This is a genomic window from Thioalkalivibrio sp. ALJ2 (assembly GCF_000378325.1).
Lineage (GTDB): Bacteria > Pseudomonadota > Gammaproteobacteria > Ectothiorhodospirales > Ectothiorhodospiraceae > Thioalkalivibrio.
The window spans coordinates 196716-213027 of record NZ_KB899557.1; the positions used below are offsets into that span (position 1 = coordinate 196716).

The 16312-nt window shown below is 67.8% G+C and carries 15 protein-coding genes; 12 read left to right on the forward strand and 3 right to left on the reverse strand.

Annotation, left to right across the window (positions count from 1 at the left end):
* From F468_RS0110040 to F468_RS0110050, 3 genes are read right to left on the reverse strand one after another with little or no spacing between them, the layout of a single operon-like run.
* Positions 1-486: a DUF494 family protein gene (locus F468_RS0110040; RefSeq protein ID WP_012983638.1), complete on the reverse strand. Its 486-nt coding sequence runs from the start codon at positions 484-486 to the stop codon at positions 1-3.
* Complete coding sequence (gene dprA, locus F468_RS0110045; protein ID WP_018995073.1) at positions 483-1616, reverse strand: DNA-processing protein DprA; 1134 nt, start codon at positions 1614-1616, stop codon at positions 483-485. Before dprA ends, F468_RS0110040 begins: the two co-directional genes overlap by 4 nt.
* 28 nt (positions 1617-1644) lie before the next feature.
* Positions 1645-2814 carry a LysM peptidoglycan-binding domain-containing protein gene (locus F468_RS0110050; RefSeq protein ID WP_012983636.1) on the reverse strand — a complete coding sequence of 390 codons (1170 nt, stop codon included), beginning with the start codon at positions 2812-2814 and terminating at the stop codon, positions 1645-1647.
* Between the two features lie 144 nt (positions 2815-2958).
* On the opposite strand from F468_RS0110050, the gene def reads away from it, so the two are divergent.
* The 12 genes from def to F468_RS0110110 all read left to right on the forward strand — a co-directional run bounded on the left by def (position 2959) and on the right by F468_RS0110110 (position 16283).
* Positions 2959-3492: a peptide deformylase gene (gene def, locus F468_RS0110055; RefSeq protein ID WP_018138929.1), complete on the forward strand. Its 534-nt coding sequence runs from the start codon at positions 2959-2961 to the stop codon at positions 3490-3492.
* Positions 3492-4454: a methionyl-tRNA formyltransferase gene (gene fmt, locus F468_RS0110060; protein WP_018995074.1), complete on the forward strand. Its 963-nt coding sequence runs from the start codon at positions 3492-3494 to the stop codon at positions 4452-4454. The genes def and fmt overlap by 1 nt, the downstream gene beginning before the upstream one ends.
* Before the next feature lie 3 nt (positions 4455-4457).
* Entirely contained in the window at positions 4458-5813 is a 1356-nt protein-coding gene (gene rsmB, locus F468_RS0110065; protein WP_018995075.1) for a 16S rRNA (cytosine(967)-C(5))-methyltransferase RsmB, read from the forward strand.
* A 3-nt stretch (positions 5814-5816) separates the two neighbouring features.
* Entirely contained in the window at positions 5817-6386 is a 570-nt protein-coding gene (locus tag F468_RS0110070) for a DUF4390 domain-containing protein (protein ID WP_018138932.1), read from the forward strand.
* Positions 6371-8578: an ATP-binding protein gene (locus F468_RS0110075; RefSeq protein WP_038038520.1), complete on the forward strand. Its 2208-nt coding sequence runs from the start codon at positions 6371-6373 to the stop codon at positions 8576-8578. Before F468_RS0110070 ends, F468_RS0110075 begins: the two co-directional genes overlap by 16 nt.
* Positions 8575-9954, forward strand: coding sequence for a sigma-54 dependent transcriptional regulator (locus F468_RS0110080; protein ID WP_018138934.1), 1380 nt, complete (start codon positions 8575-8577; stop codon positions 9952-9954). The genes F468_RS0110075 and F468_RS0110080 overlap by 4 nt, the downstream gene beginning before the upstream one ends.
* A gap of 57 nt (positions 9955-10011) precedes the next feature.
* Entirely contained in the window at positions 10012-11391 is a 1380-nt protein-coding gene (gene trkA / locus F468_RS0110085; protein ID WP_018995076.1) for a Trk system potassium transporter TrkA, read from the forward strand.
* A gap of 13 nt (positions 11392-11404) precedes the next feature.
* Positions 11405-12859: a TrkH family potassium uptake protein gene (locus F468_RS0110090; RefSeq protein ID WP_018138936.1), complete on the forward strand. Its 1455-nt coding sequence runs from the start codon at positions 11405-11407 to the stop codon at positions 12857-12859.
* Positions 12860-12887: 28 nt separating this feature from the next.
* Complete coding sequence (locus F468_RS0110095; protein WP_018138937.1) at positions 12888-13226, forward strand: tetratricopeptide repeat protein; 339 nt, start codon at positions 12888-12890, stop codon at positions 13224-13226.
* Positions 13223-14200: a lipid A biosynthesis acyltransferase gene (locus F468_RS0110100; RefSeq protein ID WP_018138938.1), complete on the forward strand. Its 978-nt coding sequence runs from the start codon at positions 13223-13225 to the stop codon at positions 14198-14200. Before F468_RS0110095 ends, F468_RS0110100 begins: the two co-directional genes overlap by 4 nt.
* Before the next feature lie 13 nt (positions 14201-14213).
* Entirely contained in the window at positions 14214-15038 is an 825-nt protein-coding gene (locus F468_RS0110105; RefSeq protein WP_018174885.1) for an Fpg/Nei family DNA glycosylase, read from the forward strand.
* 84 nt (positions 15039-15122) lie between these two features.
* A complete protein-coding gene (locus tag F468_RS0110110) occupies positions 15123-16283 on the forward strand; it encodes a PQQ-dependent sugar dehydrogenase (protein WP_018995077.1) in 1161 nt (386 codons plus the stop codon).
* Positions 16284-16312 lie beyond the last annotated feature (29 nt).

Consider the following 16312-nt stretch of genomic DNA (forward strand, 5'->3'; position numbering starts at 1 on the left):
TCAGTGCAGATAATCCACGGCCGACGGGCCGGCATCGTCGCGCATCACCTCTTCCAGGCGGGAATAGGCGATCGCATCGTCGGGCTGGTTGAACAGCACCATCAGCACCACCCAGCGCAGCTGGTCGAGGTCGATCTCCTCGGCGTCCAGTTCCATCACGCGGTCCAGTACCAGCTCGCGGGTGCCGGCGGTCAGCAGCCCGTTTTGCTCCAGGTGCAGCAGGAAGCCGTGCGCCTCGGTGTCCAGGCGCTTGCGCTCTTCCGGGGCATAGATGCGCTGGGCCGCGCTGTCGCCGCCGCGACCGGTGAGGGGGGCCTCGCTCATCAGGCGATCCAGCCAGCCCAGGGCGCGGTCGATCTCGGGGCGGGCGAAACCGGCCTCCACCAGGTGGCGTTCCAGTTCCGCGCGATCCGGCTCCTCGTCGGATTCCTCGTCCATGGTGTGCTCGAACAGGTACATGAGCACATCCAGCACGCTTTCGTTCATGATTCAGGGGATCCTGCGTCGAGGCGCTGGTAGCGCCCGTGGTCGAGGGCGGCCACACGGCCGTTGAGTTCCAGCAAAACCAGCATGGATGAAAGGCGCTCGATGGTCAATTTGGTGCGATCCCGCAGGGTTTCCAGCGGGATCGGGTCAAAACCCATCGCGTTCAGCACGCGTTCCTGCTCCGGATCCAGTGGCTCCCGGGCCGGTTCCGGTGGTGTGCTGGCTGTCTCCCCGGGGGCGACGCCGAGCCAGTCCGCCAGGTCTTCCAGCACCTCGTCGGCCGATTCCACGAGTTGCGCCCCATCACGGATCAGGCGATGGCAACCTCGGCTGACCGGGCTCAGTACCGAGCCCGGCACCGCGTAGACCTGCCGGCCCTGTTCCGCCGCCAGGCGGGCGGTGATCAGCGATCCGCTCTTCAGTGCGGCCTCGACCACGACCGTGCCCAGGGCCATGCCGCTGATCACCCGGTTGCGCTGCGGGAAGTTGCGCGCCAGTGGGCGCGTGCCGGTTGGCCACAGCGATACGACCAGTCCGTGATCCGCGATGCGGTGGGCGAGGCGACGATGCTGCGCCGGGTAGATGCGGTCGGGGCCGGTCGCGACGACTGCGATCGTGCGGCCACCGGGGGCAGCCAGGGCGCCCTCGTGGGCCACCCCGTCGATGCCGCGCGCCAGGCCGCTGGTCACCACCACGCCGGCACCGGCGAGCTCGCGCGCGAACTCCCCGGCCAGGCGTTCGCCCTGCGGCGTGCACTCGCGTGCGCCGATGATGGCGATCTGCGGCCGATGCAGCAGGCTCGGGTCGCCGTTCAGGTACAGGACCGGGGGCGGATCGGGGATTTCGGCCAGTAGCGGCGGGTAGTCGGGGTCATCCCGGCATAGCAGGTGGTGCCGCTCGTCCTGGTCGAGCCAGGCCTGGTCGGCATCGGCGGCTGCCGTGCGGGCCGCCGGGTCGATATTCAGCTCGACGCCGTGATGGCGCCATTCGCTAGGAGAAGCGGCCAGGGCGGCGCCGGGACCGCCAAAGGCCTCGACCAGATGCAGCAGGCGCTGGTGGCCGAGCCCCGGGGTGTTGATCAGTTCCAGCCAGGCGCGCTGATGCGTCGCCCGGTCCCGGTCGTCGGTCATCGGTGGTGCGGATGCCCGTGCGAGCGGATCAGTGCGACGGATGGCGGACCTTGTCACCCTCGCGCAGGGTGCGGTCGGACTCCGTGACCAGGATGTAGGAGACCTTCTCGAAGGTCTGGAACACCATCACCGTTCCGACCGATTCCTCGGGCAAGGTCACGACCTCGTTCGCCCGGTCGCTGATCGGGTCGCGAACCTGGCGGCCGGCGGTGTAGGCGGTCATCACCTGGCCGTTCTCGATGCCGTCACGCTCGCCACGGTTGATGATCGCAGCCTGGAGCTGGCCGATCTGGCTGATCGCGTCGAACAGGGAGATGATCGTGCCCTCCAGGTCTTCTGGCGGACGTCCGATCTCGAACAGCATGTCCTGTTCATCGGCATAGGGGACCAGGCGGTCGCCACGGATGGCTTCGCGCTCACCCTTGCGGATGTTTGCGCGTGCCACGTTGCCGGGCTCGACGATCTCGGCCTCGCCAATCGGCAGGGTCGCAATGCCCAGGTTCTCGCCGGTGTCCGGGTCCACCAGCTCGCCGTCACGACGCACGATGTGATAGAGGTCGTATTGCTGGGTGTCTTCGGCATTGCGCACGTAGACGCGGTCGCCCGGGCCGAAGATCACGCGCTCATCCTGCGAGGCCAGGATGTAGGGGGCGTTGTCCAGCGTCTCGTCGTCCAGCACCTGCGGACGGAACATGAACGACTGCAGCGTGGAGATCGGGGTCGCATCCTCATCGCGATCGACTACGCGAATCTCGGGCGACAGACGCTTGGTCGGGCGAACGCGCGGGCCGCCATCCACGGTGATGCGCGGTTCGCCGTCCACGTAGTAGATGCTGAGTACGTCGCCCGGATAGATCAGATGCGGGTTCTCGATCTCGGGGTTCACCAGCCAGATCTCCGGCCAGTACCACGGATCGCGCAGGAACATCGCGGCGATGTCCCACAGGGTGTCGCCCTCGCGGACCACGTAGCGTTCGGGAGCGGATTCGCGGATCTCGGGTTCCGGCTCCGGGGTCTCGGCGGCCCGGTCGGTTTCGCGGGAGGTGTCCTCGCTGCGGGCCGTTTGTGTGGCCTCGGTGTCCTCGGCGGTGGCAGCCCCCTCTTCGGTCTGGGTGGCTGCGCAGGCGCCGAGCAACAGCGTTACACTGAATAATATGCCCGGCAGAACGAAGGTCGTGGTCGCCCTGGTCTTGTACATTGCTGTCCCCTGTCAGATCCGCGCGCTCCCCGAGCCTTCTTTTGCTTTAGCCCGGCCCCATGCGGATGACGCAATTCCGCGGATATTGCGGTCCAACGTTAGCAGAATTGCGGCATCTGTACAGTACAAAGTTTGAGGTTTTTCATGGCCAAGCGCGAAATACTGCATTTCCCGGATCCCCGCCTGCGTCTGCAGGCGGAGCCGGTCGAGACGGTGGACGACGAGGTCCGCACTCTGGTCGACGACATGCTGGAAACCATGTACGACGCGCCGGGCATTGGTCTGGCGGCCACCCAGATCAACGTGCAAAAGCGGGTGTTGGTGGCGGATGTCTCCGATGACCAGAGCGAGCCGCACGTGCTGATCAACCCCGAGATCCTCGAGACCTCCGGCGAGGAGGAGATGGACGAGGGCTGCCTGTCGGTGCCCGGATTCTACGAGCGGGTGCAGCGCGCCGACCGTATTCGTGTGCGTGCCCTCGGCCGAGATGGCCAGCCCTATGAGCTCGATATCGATGGCCTTCTGGCCGTGTGTATCCAGCACGAGATCGACCACCTCGACGGCAAGCTGTTCGTGGACTACCTCTCCAGCCTGAAGCGCAATCGCATCCGCAAGAAGCTGGAGAAGCAGGGCGCGCGGGCCGGCGCGGGAGACAAGGCCGCGGCGCCCGCCGTCTGATGAAGCAAGGCAACAAGGACGTGCCATTGCCGCGTGTGGTCTACGCGGGTACACCCGACTTCGCGGTCCCTGCGCTGGAGGCCCTGATCGAGCGCGGCCCGAGGCCCGTGGCCGTCTACACCCAGCCGGATCGCCCGGCGGGGCGGGGGCGCCAACTGCGCCCGAGCCCGGTCAAGGTCGCCGCCGAGGCGGCCGGCATCCCGGTGCTGCAGCCGGAATCCCTGAAATCGCCCGAGGCCCAGGCCGAACTGGCCGCCTGGCGCCCGGATATCCTGATCGTAGCGGCCTACGGGTTGATCCTGCCGCGAACGGTGCTGGAGATCCCCGGCCGGGGCGGGCTGAACATCCACGCCTCGCTGTTGCCCCGCTGGCGCGGTGCGGCACCGATCCACCGCGCGATCCTGGCCGGCGATACCGAGACCGGGGTCTGCCTGATGCAGATGGCGCCCGGCCTGGACACGGGCCCGGTGCACGCCTGTCGCTCGACTCCGATCACGGTGACGACGACCACCGGCGAGATGCACGATACGCTGGCCACGCTGGGCGCCGAGCTGCTGCTGGAGGGGCTGCCCGAGATCCTCGCGGGGCGTTCGCAGCCGGAACCACAGGACGATGCCGGCGCGACCTACGCGCACAAGCTGGAAAAGGGTGAGGCCTGGCTGGATTTTGCCCGCCCGGCGGTGGAGCTGGATCGCCAGGTGCGGGCCTTCAACCCCTGGCCGGTTGCCCAGGCGCGCTGGGGCGAGCAGGTGATCCGCGTGCATGCCGCGCGCCCTTTGCCCGGGCCGGCGGACCCGGAGCCGGGCACCATCCGAGCTGCGGGCCGTGACGGGGTGCAAGTGGGCACCGAACAAGGTCAGCTGCTTCTGGAGACCGTGCAGCTGCCGGGCAAGCGCCCGGTTGCGGCCGCGGACTGGGCCAATACTACGGCGCTGGTCGGGCAGCGCCTCGCGGGCGGCTGAGCGATGGCGGGCAAGCGCAACGGACGCATCGTACCCTCGCGGGTGGACTCGCGCTCCCCGCGCCAGCGGGCGCTGGAGGCGGCCGAGGGGGTCGTATTGCAGGGGCATTCCCTGACGCGCGCGGTCGAGCACGCAACCGAAGGGCTGAACGCCCGCGACGCGGCCTGGGTGCAGGCGCTGGCCTACACCACGCTGCGCTGGTATCCGCAACTGTCGGCGCTGGTAAACGGGTTCCTGGAGCGCCCGCTGCGCAAGAAAGACGCCGTGATCGGTGTGCTGCTGGCGCAGGGGCTGGCCGAGCTGATGCATTTCTCTACCCGTGACCACGCGGCCGTGCGCGAGACCGCGGAGCTGGCGCGGGCCATCCATCGCCCCGGTGCGGTGGGGCTGATCAATGCGGTACTGCGGCGCGCGCAGCGCGAACAGGATGCGCTGGAGGCGGCAGTCCGGGAAGACCCGGCGCTGCGTTATGCCGTTCCGGAATGGCTGCTGGAGGCGATCCGCGCCTCCTGGCCCGACGACTGGGAGATGTTGCTGGAGGCGGCCACCCGTCCCGCACCTATGACCCTGCGCGTGAACCTGTCCCGCACCTCGCGCGAGGACGCCCTCCAGGCGCTGGTCGAGGCGGGGCACCCGGCACAGGCGCATCCTCAGCTGGAGGCAGCCCTGACACTGGAGGAACCCGCGGACGTCGCTCGACTGCCCGGTTTTGCCGAGGGCCGGCTCTCGGTGCAGGACGCCTCTGCGCAATGGGCGGCGGTCCTGCTCGATCCGCAGCCGGGCGAACGCGTGCTGGATGCCTGCGCGGCCCCGGGCGGCAAGACCGGTCATCTGCTGGAACGGGCGGGTGGTGATCTCCAGTTGACTGCGCTGGACAACGATGCCGAGCGACTTGTGCAGGTGCGCGAAAATCTCGACCGACTGGGCTTCGCCGCGCAACTGACCGCGGCCGACGTCGCCGACCCCGATGCCTGGTGGGATGGCCAGCCCTTCGATGCGATCCTGCTGGATGTGCCCTGCTCGGCGACCGGGGTGATCCGGCGTCACCCGGACATCAAGACCCTGCGTCGCGCCGACGACATCCCGCGCCTGGCGGCGGAGCAGGCGCGTATTCTGGAGGCGGCCTGGGGGCTGCTGCGCCCTGGCGGGCGCCTGCTGTATGCGACCTGTTCGCTCCTGTCGGAGGAGAACGACGCGGTGGTCGCGGGCTTTCTCGAGCGCACGCCGGATGCGCGCGCGCTGGAGCCCGAGGGCGGCCCGCCGATCGCCGGCGCGCACGTACGCTCGGTCGGCTGGGCGCTGCCGCTGGGCCTGGAAGGCGGCGATGGCTTCTACTACGCGTTGTTGACAAAGGACTAGGGCATGCGCGCGGGGCGGTCGCCGATCGGATTCCTGCTGGCGTGGTCGCTCGTGCTGGCGCTGGTCCCGGGTACGGCGCAGGCCCTGGAGATCCGCGACGCCCGGCACATGTGGATGGACGATGACACCCTGCTGGTGCGCCTCGTGCTCGACATGCGACTGCCGCAGGTGCTGGAAGATGCGCTGGCCAATGGGGTCACACTGGAGTTCGAGGCCGAGGCCCGGATCGAACGGGATCGCTGGCTGGGACGGGAGTCCGTGCAGCGCGAGACACGCCGGGTCAAGCTGCAATATTTTGCGCTGAACCGGTATTACCTGGTAACCGACGTGAACGACGACCGGATGGAGCTCAAGCCGACCCTGGGCGATGCCCTGGAGTATGTCGCCCGCCGACTCGGGCGCCTGCCGATGCACGGCGTCCCGGGGGCGGTGCGCGAGCGGCCGGAAGACTACAACATGGCCGCGCGGCTGTTGCTTGTGTATTCGGCGCTGCCCTTGCCGTTGCAGCTGGATGCCGGTCTGCGCGGTGACCTCACCACCCGGCGGGAGTGGCATCGATGGTCCCTGGATTAAGACGCTTCCCATGGGGCCTGCTGGGCATGGGCCTGCTGTTCCTGCTGCTGCTGACCTCGCTGGTGGTCATGGGCGGGGCGGCGCAGGACCAGGCCCGCTTCGAGCAGCTGTTCCTGTGGCTGCTGGTATTCCACGCCGCAATCCTGCTGGTGCTGGGGGGGCTGATCGTCCACCAGTTCGTGCGCATGGTCGCCCAGTATCGCCAGGGGGTGCCCGGCAGTCGCCTGACGCTGCGGCTGGTCGGGGGGTTCATGCTGGTCGCGGTGCTGCCGGTATCGGTCGTCTATTACTTCTCCTTCGAGTTCCTGAACGAGGGCGTGGACTCCTGGTTCGACGTGCGCGTGGACTCCGCGCTGGAGGATGCCCTGGAGCTGTCGCGTTCGTCGCTGGATCTGCGCGTGCGCCAGCTGGCGACCGAGACGCAGGAGATGATGAGCGAGCTGGAAGGGGTCTCGGAGGGTCTGGTTCCGCTGGCGTTGAATGACTACCGCCGTCAGGTTGGGGCCCAGGAGTTGACGCTGGTCGGCTCCAACAACCGCATCATTGCCTCGTCCACCGACAGCCCGATCCGCCGCCTGCCGAGTCCCCCCGGGGCCGATATCCTGATGCGGGTGCGCCCGGAGCAGCCGTATTCGCGACTTGAGCCGCAGACCGACGGCTCGCTGGTGATTCGCGTGGTGGCGACCACCAGTAGTCGAAGACCGGGGGCGGAGAACCGCATCCTGCAGGGGATTTATCCGGTCGATCCGCGCATGTCGGCCCTGTCACAACGCGTGGAGGATGCCTTTGCCGGCTACCGCGAATTCGCCTACCTGCGCGGCCCGATCATCCAGGGCTTTATCTTTACCCTGTCGCTGGCGCTGGCGATCTCGCTGATGGCGGCTCTGTGGGCCGGGCTTCTGGTGGCCAGGCGCATGGTGCGTCCGATCTCCGATCTGGTGCAGGGGACGCGCTCGGTCGCGGCTGGCGACTATTCCACCCGGCTCGCGGTGCAGCGGGCCGACGAGCTGGGCTTTCTGGTGCAGTCGTTCAATGCGATGACGCGCACGCTGAACGAGGCGCGTGACGAGGCCGAACGCAACCGCCGCCTGCTGGATGCCGAGCGCGCCTACCTGGAGAGCGTCCTGCAGCACCTGCGTTCCGGCGTGCTCGCGCTGGATGGCAGTCTGCGCCTTCGCACCGCGAACGAGGCCGCCGGCCAGATCCTGGAGTGCGACTTGCAGGGCGCCCGCACGCGTCCGATCTCCGAGCTGGGCGCCGAGTGTCCGCTGGTCGGGCAGTTCTTCGAGGCGATCAACGATGCCCTGGCGCGCCAGGAAGACGAGTGGTCGCGGCAGGTTGTCGTGTTTACCCGTTCCGGGCGCAAGGTGCTGATGACGCGTGCCGTATGGCTGCCAACCTCGGGCTCCAGCCGCGGCCTGCACGCGATCGTGTTCGATGACATGACCGAGTTCCTGAAGGCGCAGCGCGACGCGGCCTGGGGCGAGGTGGCGCGGCGTCTGGCACACGAGATCAAGAATCCGCTGACCCCGATCCAGCTCTCCGCCGAGCGTCTGTCGCGCCGGCTCGGCAAGGTCCTGGACGGGGCAGACCGCGAGGTGCTGGATCGCGCGACTGGCACGATCATCCAGCAGGTGGAGGCGATGAAGACGCTGGTCAACGCCTTCCGCGATTACGCCCAGGCCCCGCGCCTGGAACTGGGATCGGTGGACCTGAACCAGCTGATCCAGGATGTCTGCGAGCTGTATGTCGATTCCGACGGCCATTCCCGTGTGCAGACCGACCTGGAGTCGGGCCTCCCCGGGATTCGGGGCGACGCCGGACGCCTGCGACAGCTGCTGCACAACCTGATCAAGAACGCGCTGGAGGCCGGCAAGGACCAGGAGGCGTTCGTGGTGCATATCGCGACCGCCTATCTCGACGATCCGACCGGACCCCATATCGAGCTGCGGGTGACCGACACCGGCCCGGGTATCAAGCCCGAGTTGCTGGAACGCATCTTCGAGCCCTACACCACCGACAAGCCGCGTGGAACCGGTCTCGGTTTGGCGGTCGCGCAGAAGATCGTCGAGGAACATGGCGGCATGATTGAGTGCCATAATGAACCGGCGGGCGAAGGTGGGGCGGTTTTCCGCATTCGCATCCCGGTCGAACATACCCCGCAGGCCCTGGCCCACGAGGAACCGGAATGAGCGAACCCTACGTACTGGTCGTCGACGACGAACCGGATATCCGGATGCTGTTGCAGGATGTCCTCGAGGACGAGGGCTATCAGGTGGCGCTGGCCGGCTCGGTGGCCGAGGCCAAGGCTCAGCGCCGTAGTCGCCGGCCGGATCTGATTCTCCTCGACGTCTGGATGCCGGATGGCGACGGGATCTCCCTGCTCAAGGAGTGGGGCGACGACGAGGGTCTGCCCTGTCCGGTGGTGATGATCTCCGGCCACGGCAATGTCGAGACCGCCGTCGATGCCACGCGCCTGGGGGCCTACGACTTCATCGAAAAGCCACTGTCGATCGACAAGCTGCTGATCACGCTGAACAACGCCCTGGAGGCCGCCCGCCTCCAGCGCGAGAACGTGGGCCTGAAACGCCATGCCGGCACGGTCGCCGACCCGGTGGGCGGCAGTGCGGTGATGGTGAACCTGCGCGACCAGGTGCAGCGCATGGCGCAACACGACACCTGGGTGCTGATTACCGGCGAGCCCGGGGTGGGCAAACAGACCTTCGCCCGGCTGCTGCATGCGCGCAGCGCCCGTCGGGACAGTCCGTTCATCGTGGTATCGGTCGGTTCGCTGTCGGGCGACGAGGCCGTGGCCGAGCTGTTCGGAAGCGAGCAAGGCGATCGTGTGCGCTACGGGCTGCTCGAGCAGGCCGCCGGTGGCGTGCTGTTTCTCGACGAGGTCGCGGAGATGGACATGCAGACGCAGGGGCGTCTGCTGCATGCCCTGGATACCCAGCGCATTACCCGTATCGGCGGCGATCAGCCGATCAGCGTCAACGTGCGGGTGATTGCCGCCAGCCAGCATGACCTTGGCGCGGCGGTGGAGCAGGGCCGGTTTCGCGAGGACCTGTACTACCGGTTGAACGTCCTCCCGCTGGCCATCCCGCCGCTGCGCGAGCACGCGGAGGACATCCCGGAGTTGCTGGACTACCATATGCGCCATCTGCACCAGCAGGAAGGCCTGCCGATGCGGCTGTTCCAGCGTCCGGCGCTGGAGCGGCTGCAGCAGTATCAGTGGCCCGGCAACGTGCGCGAGCTGCGCAACCTGGTGCAACGGCTGATGATCCTCGGCTCCGGTGACGAGATCACCCGCGACGAGGTCGAGCGCACCCTGACCGGCCAGCCGCAGCGCGGTGAGGAGTTCGAGGAGGGGGCACTGGCGATCCCCGACCTGCCGCTGCGCGAGGCGCGCGAGCAGTTCGAGCGCGAGTATCTGATCCAGCAACTGGAGCGCTCGGAAGGCAACATGACACGGCTGGCCGAGCGGGTGGGGCTGGAGCGCACCCACCTCTATCGCAAGTTCAAGGCACTGGGCATCGATCCAAAACGGGTGAAGGCCGACGGCTGAGACGCCAGCCTTCGTTTCCCTGGCACGACGCCCTGACATCTCCGGGACGGGAGACGCATGAAGCACATCATCATCCTCGGCGCCGGGCAGGTGGGCCAGTCATTGGCCGAGGCCCTGAGCGCCGACGGCATCGACATCACCATCGTCGACTCCCGCGGCGAGCGCCTGGCCGAGCTGGAGGACCAGTTCGACATCAAGACGGTGAACGGCTTCGCCTCGCACCCGAGCGTGCTGGAGGCCGCCGGGGCACAGGATGCCTCGATGGTCATCGCGGTGACCGACTCCGACGAGGTGAACATGATCGCCTGTCAGGTTGCCTCGACCCTGTTCAACGTCGAAACCAAGATCGCCCGTGTGCGCTCACGGGATTACCACGAGACCCCGGAGCTGTTCGCCCAGGATGCGATGCCGGTGGACATGCTGATCTCGCCGGAGGCGATCGTCACCCGTCACATCCACCGCCTGATCGAGCATCCGGGCTCGCTGCAGGTGCTGGAGTTTGCCGAGGGGCTGGTCTCGCTGGTCGGCGTGCGCGCCTACTACGGTGGGCCGCTGGTCGGGCACGAGCTGAAGAACCTGCAAAGCGACATGCCCGGCATCCACACGCGGGTCGCGGCGATCTTTCGCCAGAACCGCTCCATCCAGCCGGATGGCAGCACCGTGATCGAGGCTGACGACGAGGTCTTCTTCGTCGCCGCGAAGAAGAACATCCGTGCAGTCACCTCGGAGCTGCGCAAGCTGGAAAAGCCCTACAAACGCATCATGATCGCCGGCGGCGGCAATATCGGCGAGCGCCTGGCGGAGACGCTCAGCAAGCGCTACCGGGTCAAGGTGATCGAGCGCGACCCGGATCGCGCCGACCACCTGGCGCGCTCGCTGCCCAGCAATGTGCTGGTCCTGCATGGCGACAGTGCGGACGACCGCTTCCTCGAATCGATCGGCATCGAGAACAACGACGTCTTCTGTGCGGTGACCAACGACGACCAGGCCAACATCTTTGCCGGCATGCTGGCCAAGCGCTGGGGCGTGCGCAAGGTGATGTCGCTGATCAACCGTCCGAGCTATGTGGACCTGCTGCAAAGCGGCACGATTGACGTCGCGATCTCGCCGCAGCAGGCGACCATCAGCGCGCTGCTGGCGCGCGTGCGCGAGGGCGGAACGGCCACCGTGCATACCCTGCGTCGCGGCGCCGCCGAGGCAATCGAGACGGTGGTGAACGGCGATGCCCGCACCCCCCAGGTGGTGGGGCGGCGGATCGAGGAGATCGACTTCCCCGAGGGTACGAGTGTGGGCGCGGTGGTGCGCGGCGAGGACGTGATCATCCCGCACCACGACACGGTGATCGAGGCCGGTGACCACGTGATCCTGTTCCTGACCGACCGGCGCAAGGTCAAGCAGGTGCAGCGCCTGTTCCAGCCCTCCGCGCTGTTCTTCTAGGTCGTACTGGCCGATGCTGCATTTCGCATCCACCGCCCGCCTGCTTGGGGTCCTGCTGACGCTGTTCAGCCTGACCATGCTGCCGCCGGCGGCGATCGGGTTTCTCTACGGCGAGTCCACCGCCTGGGTGTTCCTGCAGGCGTTCGCGCTGCTGCTGCTGATCGGCGGGATCCTGTGGGGCTCGATGTACCGGGCGCGCAGCGACCTGCAGGTGCGCGACGGCTTCATCCTGGTCGTGCTGTTCTGGCTTGGGCTGGGGATTGCCGGGGCGGCGCCTCTGGTACTGGACCCGAACCTGCCGGTTTCGTTTACCGATGCGGTGTTCGAGTCCATGTCCGGGCTTACCACCACCGGGGCGACGGTGCTCACCGGGCTGGACGACCTGCCGCGCGCGATCCTGTGGTATCGCCAGCAGCTACAGTGGCTGGGTGGCATGGGGATCATCGTGCTGGCAGTGGCGATCCTGCCGCTGCTGGGCGTGGGCGGCATGCAGCTGTTCAAGGCCGAAACCCCCGGCCCGATCCGTGACAACAAGCTGACCCCGCGCATTGCCGAGACCGCGCGCAACCTCTGGTACATCTACCTGGGCCTGACCGTGGCCTGCGCGCTGGCCTACTGGGCCGCCGGGATGGAGGCCTTCGACGCGGTCGGGCATGCGTTCTCGACCATCGCGATCGGGGGGTTCTCCACCTACGACGCCAGTATCGGGCACTTCGATTCGGTGGCGATCGAGACGGTGGCGATCGCGTTCATGATTCTTGGCGGGATGAACTTTGCGCTGCACTTCCTGGTGCTGCACCGCGCGACCTGGAAGCCGTACCGGCGTGACGAGGAACTGCGTACCTACCTGATCCTGCTGGTCTCCGCCGCCGTGATCGTGGTCGGCTACATGCTGTGGAGCGGCTTTGCCGCCGATACGAACGATGCCCTGCGACGGGGGATCTTCCACGTGGTGTCGGTGGCGACCACCACGGGCTTCACCACCGATGCGTTCTACCTGTGGCCGGGCTTTCTCCCGGTGCTGCTGATCTTCCTGTCGTTCATCGGGGCCTGCACCGGCTCCACCGGCGGCGGGATGAAGGTGGTGCGCGTACTGCTGCTGGTGAAGCAGGGGCTGCGCGAGATCAAGCGCCTGATCCATCCGCATGCCCGGATCGCGGTGAAGGTGAACGGCAAGGAAGCGCCCGACCGCGTGGTCCAGGCGGTCTGGGGCTTCCTCGCCGCCTACGTGATGGTCTTCGTGGTGATGATGCTGCTGATCATGGCCTCCGGGCTGGACCAGGTCACCTCGTTCTCCGCGGTGGCCGCGACCCTGAACAACCTTGGCCCCGGGTTGGGCGAGGTCGGGGCCAACTACGCCTCGATTAACGACTTCAGCAAGTGGGTGCTGGTGCTGGCGATGCTGATGGGCCGGCTGGAAATCTTTACCGTGCTGGTGCTTCTGTCGCCCGCCTTCTGGCGGCGTTAGCCTGACGATATCCAGAAGGAGGAGCTCCATGAGTGACATGATCGAACGCTTCCAGAACATGCTGGATGGCGGACAGGACTCCGCGATGCTGCGCTTTTCGCTGGGCAACGCCCTGGCGACCGACGGCCAGAAGGAGGCCGCGATTCCGCACCTGGAACGCGCGCTGGAACTGGATGGCGGGTATTCCGCCGCCTGGAAGCTGCTGGCCAAGACCCTCGTTGACCTGGAGCGGCCGCAGGCCGCGCTGTCCACCTGCGAACGCGGCATTGCCATCGCCACCGAGAAGGGCGACCTGCAGGCGGCGAAGGAGATGGAGGTCTATGCGAAGCGCGCGCGCAAGCAGCTCGATGCGGGCGGGGGCGCATGAGCGAACAGGCCGGGGAGACCCGCTCGGGCCAGGAGGCAGGCGCCTATCAGGCACCGCTGACCGGCCGTCATTTCGCCCCGCGCTACTGGGGCAGCTGGCTGCTGCTGGGCGTCGCCTGGGTGCTGCAGGAGATACCGCGCCCGGCCGTGCATGCACTGGCCCGGGGGCTCGGGCGACTGATCCGCAAGGGCGCCGGGCGCAGCCGCGCGGTGGTGGAGTGCAACCTCGAGCTGTGTTTCCCCGAAATGACCCCGGCCGAGCGCGAGAAGCGCATGGAGGCCTACTACCGCTACCAGGCGCAGACGGTGCTGGACTACGGCCTGCTCTGGTTCGGCAAGCCCGGCCAGCACGCCGCGCGCATCCGCATCGAGGGGCTGGAACACTACGAGCGCCTGCAGGCGGCCGGTACGCCGGTGATCGTCCTCGCCCCGCATTCGCTGGCGCTGGACTACGGCGGCGTGCGCATGAGCCAGATGTACGACGGTGTGTCGTTCGCCAAGCCGATGAAGAACCCGGTGCTGGAGTGGATTAACCACCGCAGCCGCACACGCTACTCGGGCGACATCTTCGCCCGTGAGCAGGGCCTGCGTCCGGCCATTCGCCAGCTTCGCCGCGGCCGTTTCTTCTACTACCTGCCGGACGAGGATCTGGGGGCCGAGGGAGCGGTGTTCGTCGACTTTTTTGGGGTACCCAAGGCGACGCTCACTGCGCTGGGACGCCTGGCGCGCATGTCGAAGGCGGCCGTGCTGCCCAGCTTCGCCTGGTACGACTCGGTGGCGGACCAGTACGTGATGCGCCTGTGGCCCCCGCTCGAGGGCTTCCCTAGCGGCGATGACCATACGGATGCCCGGCAGATGAACCAGGCCATCGAACGCGGGGTCACACAGGCCCCGGCCCAGTACCTGTGGTCCATGCGCCTGTTTCGCACCCGTCCCGAGGGCGAGCCCCCGCTCTATCCCAGCCGCAAGCGCTGATCGTCCATCCGCGATGCCCGAGGGCGATACCATCCACAAGCTGGCCCGGGCATTGGGTCCGCTGCTGACCGGCGCCGCGCTGGAGGCCGTGTCGACCCGGTCCCGGCGTGGTGCGGCACTGGTGGAGCATGGGGCCATGGCTGCGCGTGGCGTGAGCGCGCGCGGCAAGCATCTGCTGATCGAGCTGGACGACGCCGCGGGCCGCGCCTGGCAGCTGCGCACGCACCTGGGCATGTACGGGACCTGGCACCAGTATGCGCCGGGGGCCGTCTGGCACAAGCCGGAGTATCAGGCCTGGGCCGTGCTGCGGCTCGCGGACCGGGTGCTGGTCTGTTTCCATCCGCGCGAACTCGCCTGGCAACCCCGGCCGGAGGGGCGCGGCGACCCGGAGCGACTGGATGCGCGCGTGGGGCCGGATCTGCTGGACCCGGAGGTGGACCTGACCGCAGTCGTCCGGCGTATCCGTGCCCGCAGCGCCCCCGCGCGACCCATTCTGGATGTGCTGCTGGATCAGTCGCTGGCGTCCGGCATCGGGAACATCTACAAGTCGGAGGTGCTGTTCCTGCACGGACGACATCCACTCGACCCGGTCGGCGCGATTACGGATGACGAGCTCCTGGCGCTCTATTGCGAAGCGGCGCGCCTGCTGCGACGCAACCTCAAGCCGGGCCCGCGTATCACGCGCGCGCGGGCCGAGACGGACGAGTACCTGAACGTGTACGGACGCAGCGGGCAGGCCTGCCGCACCTGCGGGACACCGGTGGAGCGGGCGCTGGCGGGCGAGCACCTGCGCTCCACCTACTGGTGTCCGTCCTGTCAGCCGGGGAAACACGGATGAATGCACACGCTCGCGTTGGTGCCCCGGGGAACCCGGCGGCGGGTACGGGCCACCAACGGGTACGGACCTAACGAGGGCAGGGACATGGACAAGCGATACCCGGGGCGGTTGCTGGCGGCCCCGTTGCTGGGCGGGCTTCTGGTGGCCTGCGGGGGTTCGGCCGGGATCGCGGCCGAGGAATTCTCCACCGCCGACGGCGAGCTGCGGGGCGAAGTCCTGCACTCGGGGCTCAATCACCCCTGGGCGATTGCCTTTCTGCCGGATGGCGGGGCGCTGATCAGCGAGCGGCCCGGGCAGCTGCGCTATTTCCCCGACGCGGAGAACCTCGAGGGGCGCGGCGAGATGGTGTCCGGCCTGCCGGACGACCTGGTTGCGAATAACCAGGGCGGGCTGCTCGATCTGGCCCTGCACCCGGATTACGAGGACAACGGCTGGCTGTACTTCACTTATTCCGCGCAGGTGGAGGGCGGTCAGACGACGCGCCTGGCCCGCGGGCAGTTCACGGACGGGGCGCTGGAGGAGGTCGAAGTGCTGTTCTCCGCCGAGCCGGCGGCCCGCGGCGGGCGTCACTTCGGCTCGCGCATCGTGTTCGACGACGAGGGCTATGTGTACGTCAGCATCGGCGATCGTGGTGACCAGGATCGCGCCCAGAAGAAGGACGACCATGCCGGCAGCATCGTGCGCCTGCACGATGACGGCTCGGTACCCGACGACAACCCGTTTGTGGACGAGGATGGCGCCCATCCCGAGCTTTGGGTGATCGGCGTGCGCAACCCGCAGGGGATGGTGATCGATCCCGAGACCGGCACCTTCTGGCAGAACGAGCACGGGCCGCGCGGTGGCGACGAGGTGAACATCATCGAGCCCGGCCTGAACTACGGCTGGCCGGTGATCTCGCATGGCGGCGCCTACTCCGGTGGCCCGATCGGTACCGGCGAGTCCGAGAAGGAGGGGATGGAGTCCGCCATCCACTACTGGACGCCGGCCATTGCCCCGTCCGGCATGGCGATCCTGCGTGATTCCGCCTTTGCCGCCTGGGATGGCGATCTGCTGGTGGGTGGCCTGCGGGGCCAGACCCTGCGCCGGCTGACCTTCGAGGGCCGCGAGCTGGTCAACGAGGAAGACCTGCTCCCCGATCTTGGCCGCCGCATCCGCGATGTGCGCGTGCACGATGGCGCGATTTACGTGCTGACCGACCACAACCCGGGCGAGCTGATCCGGCTGACCCCGGCCGCCCCCGACTGACGAATCCACGTTTCCGGAAGGAGCCCTTG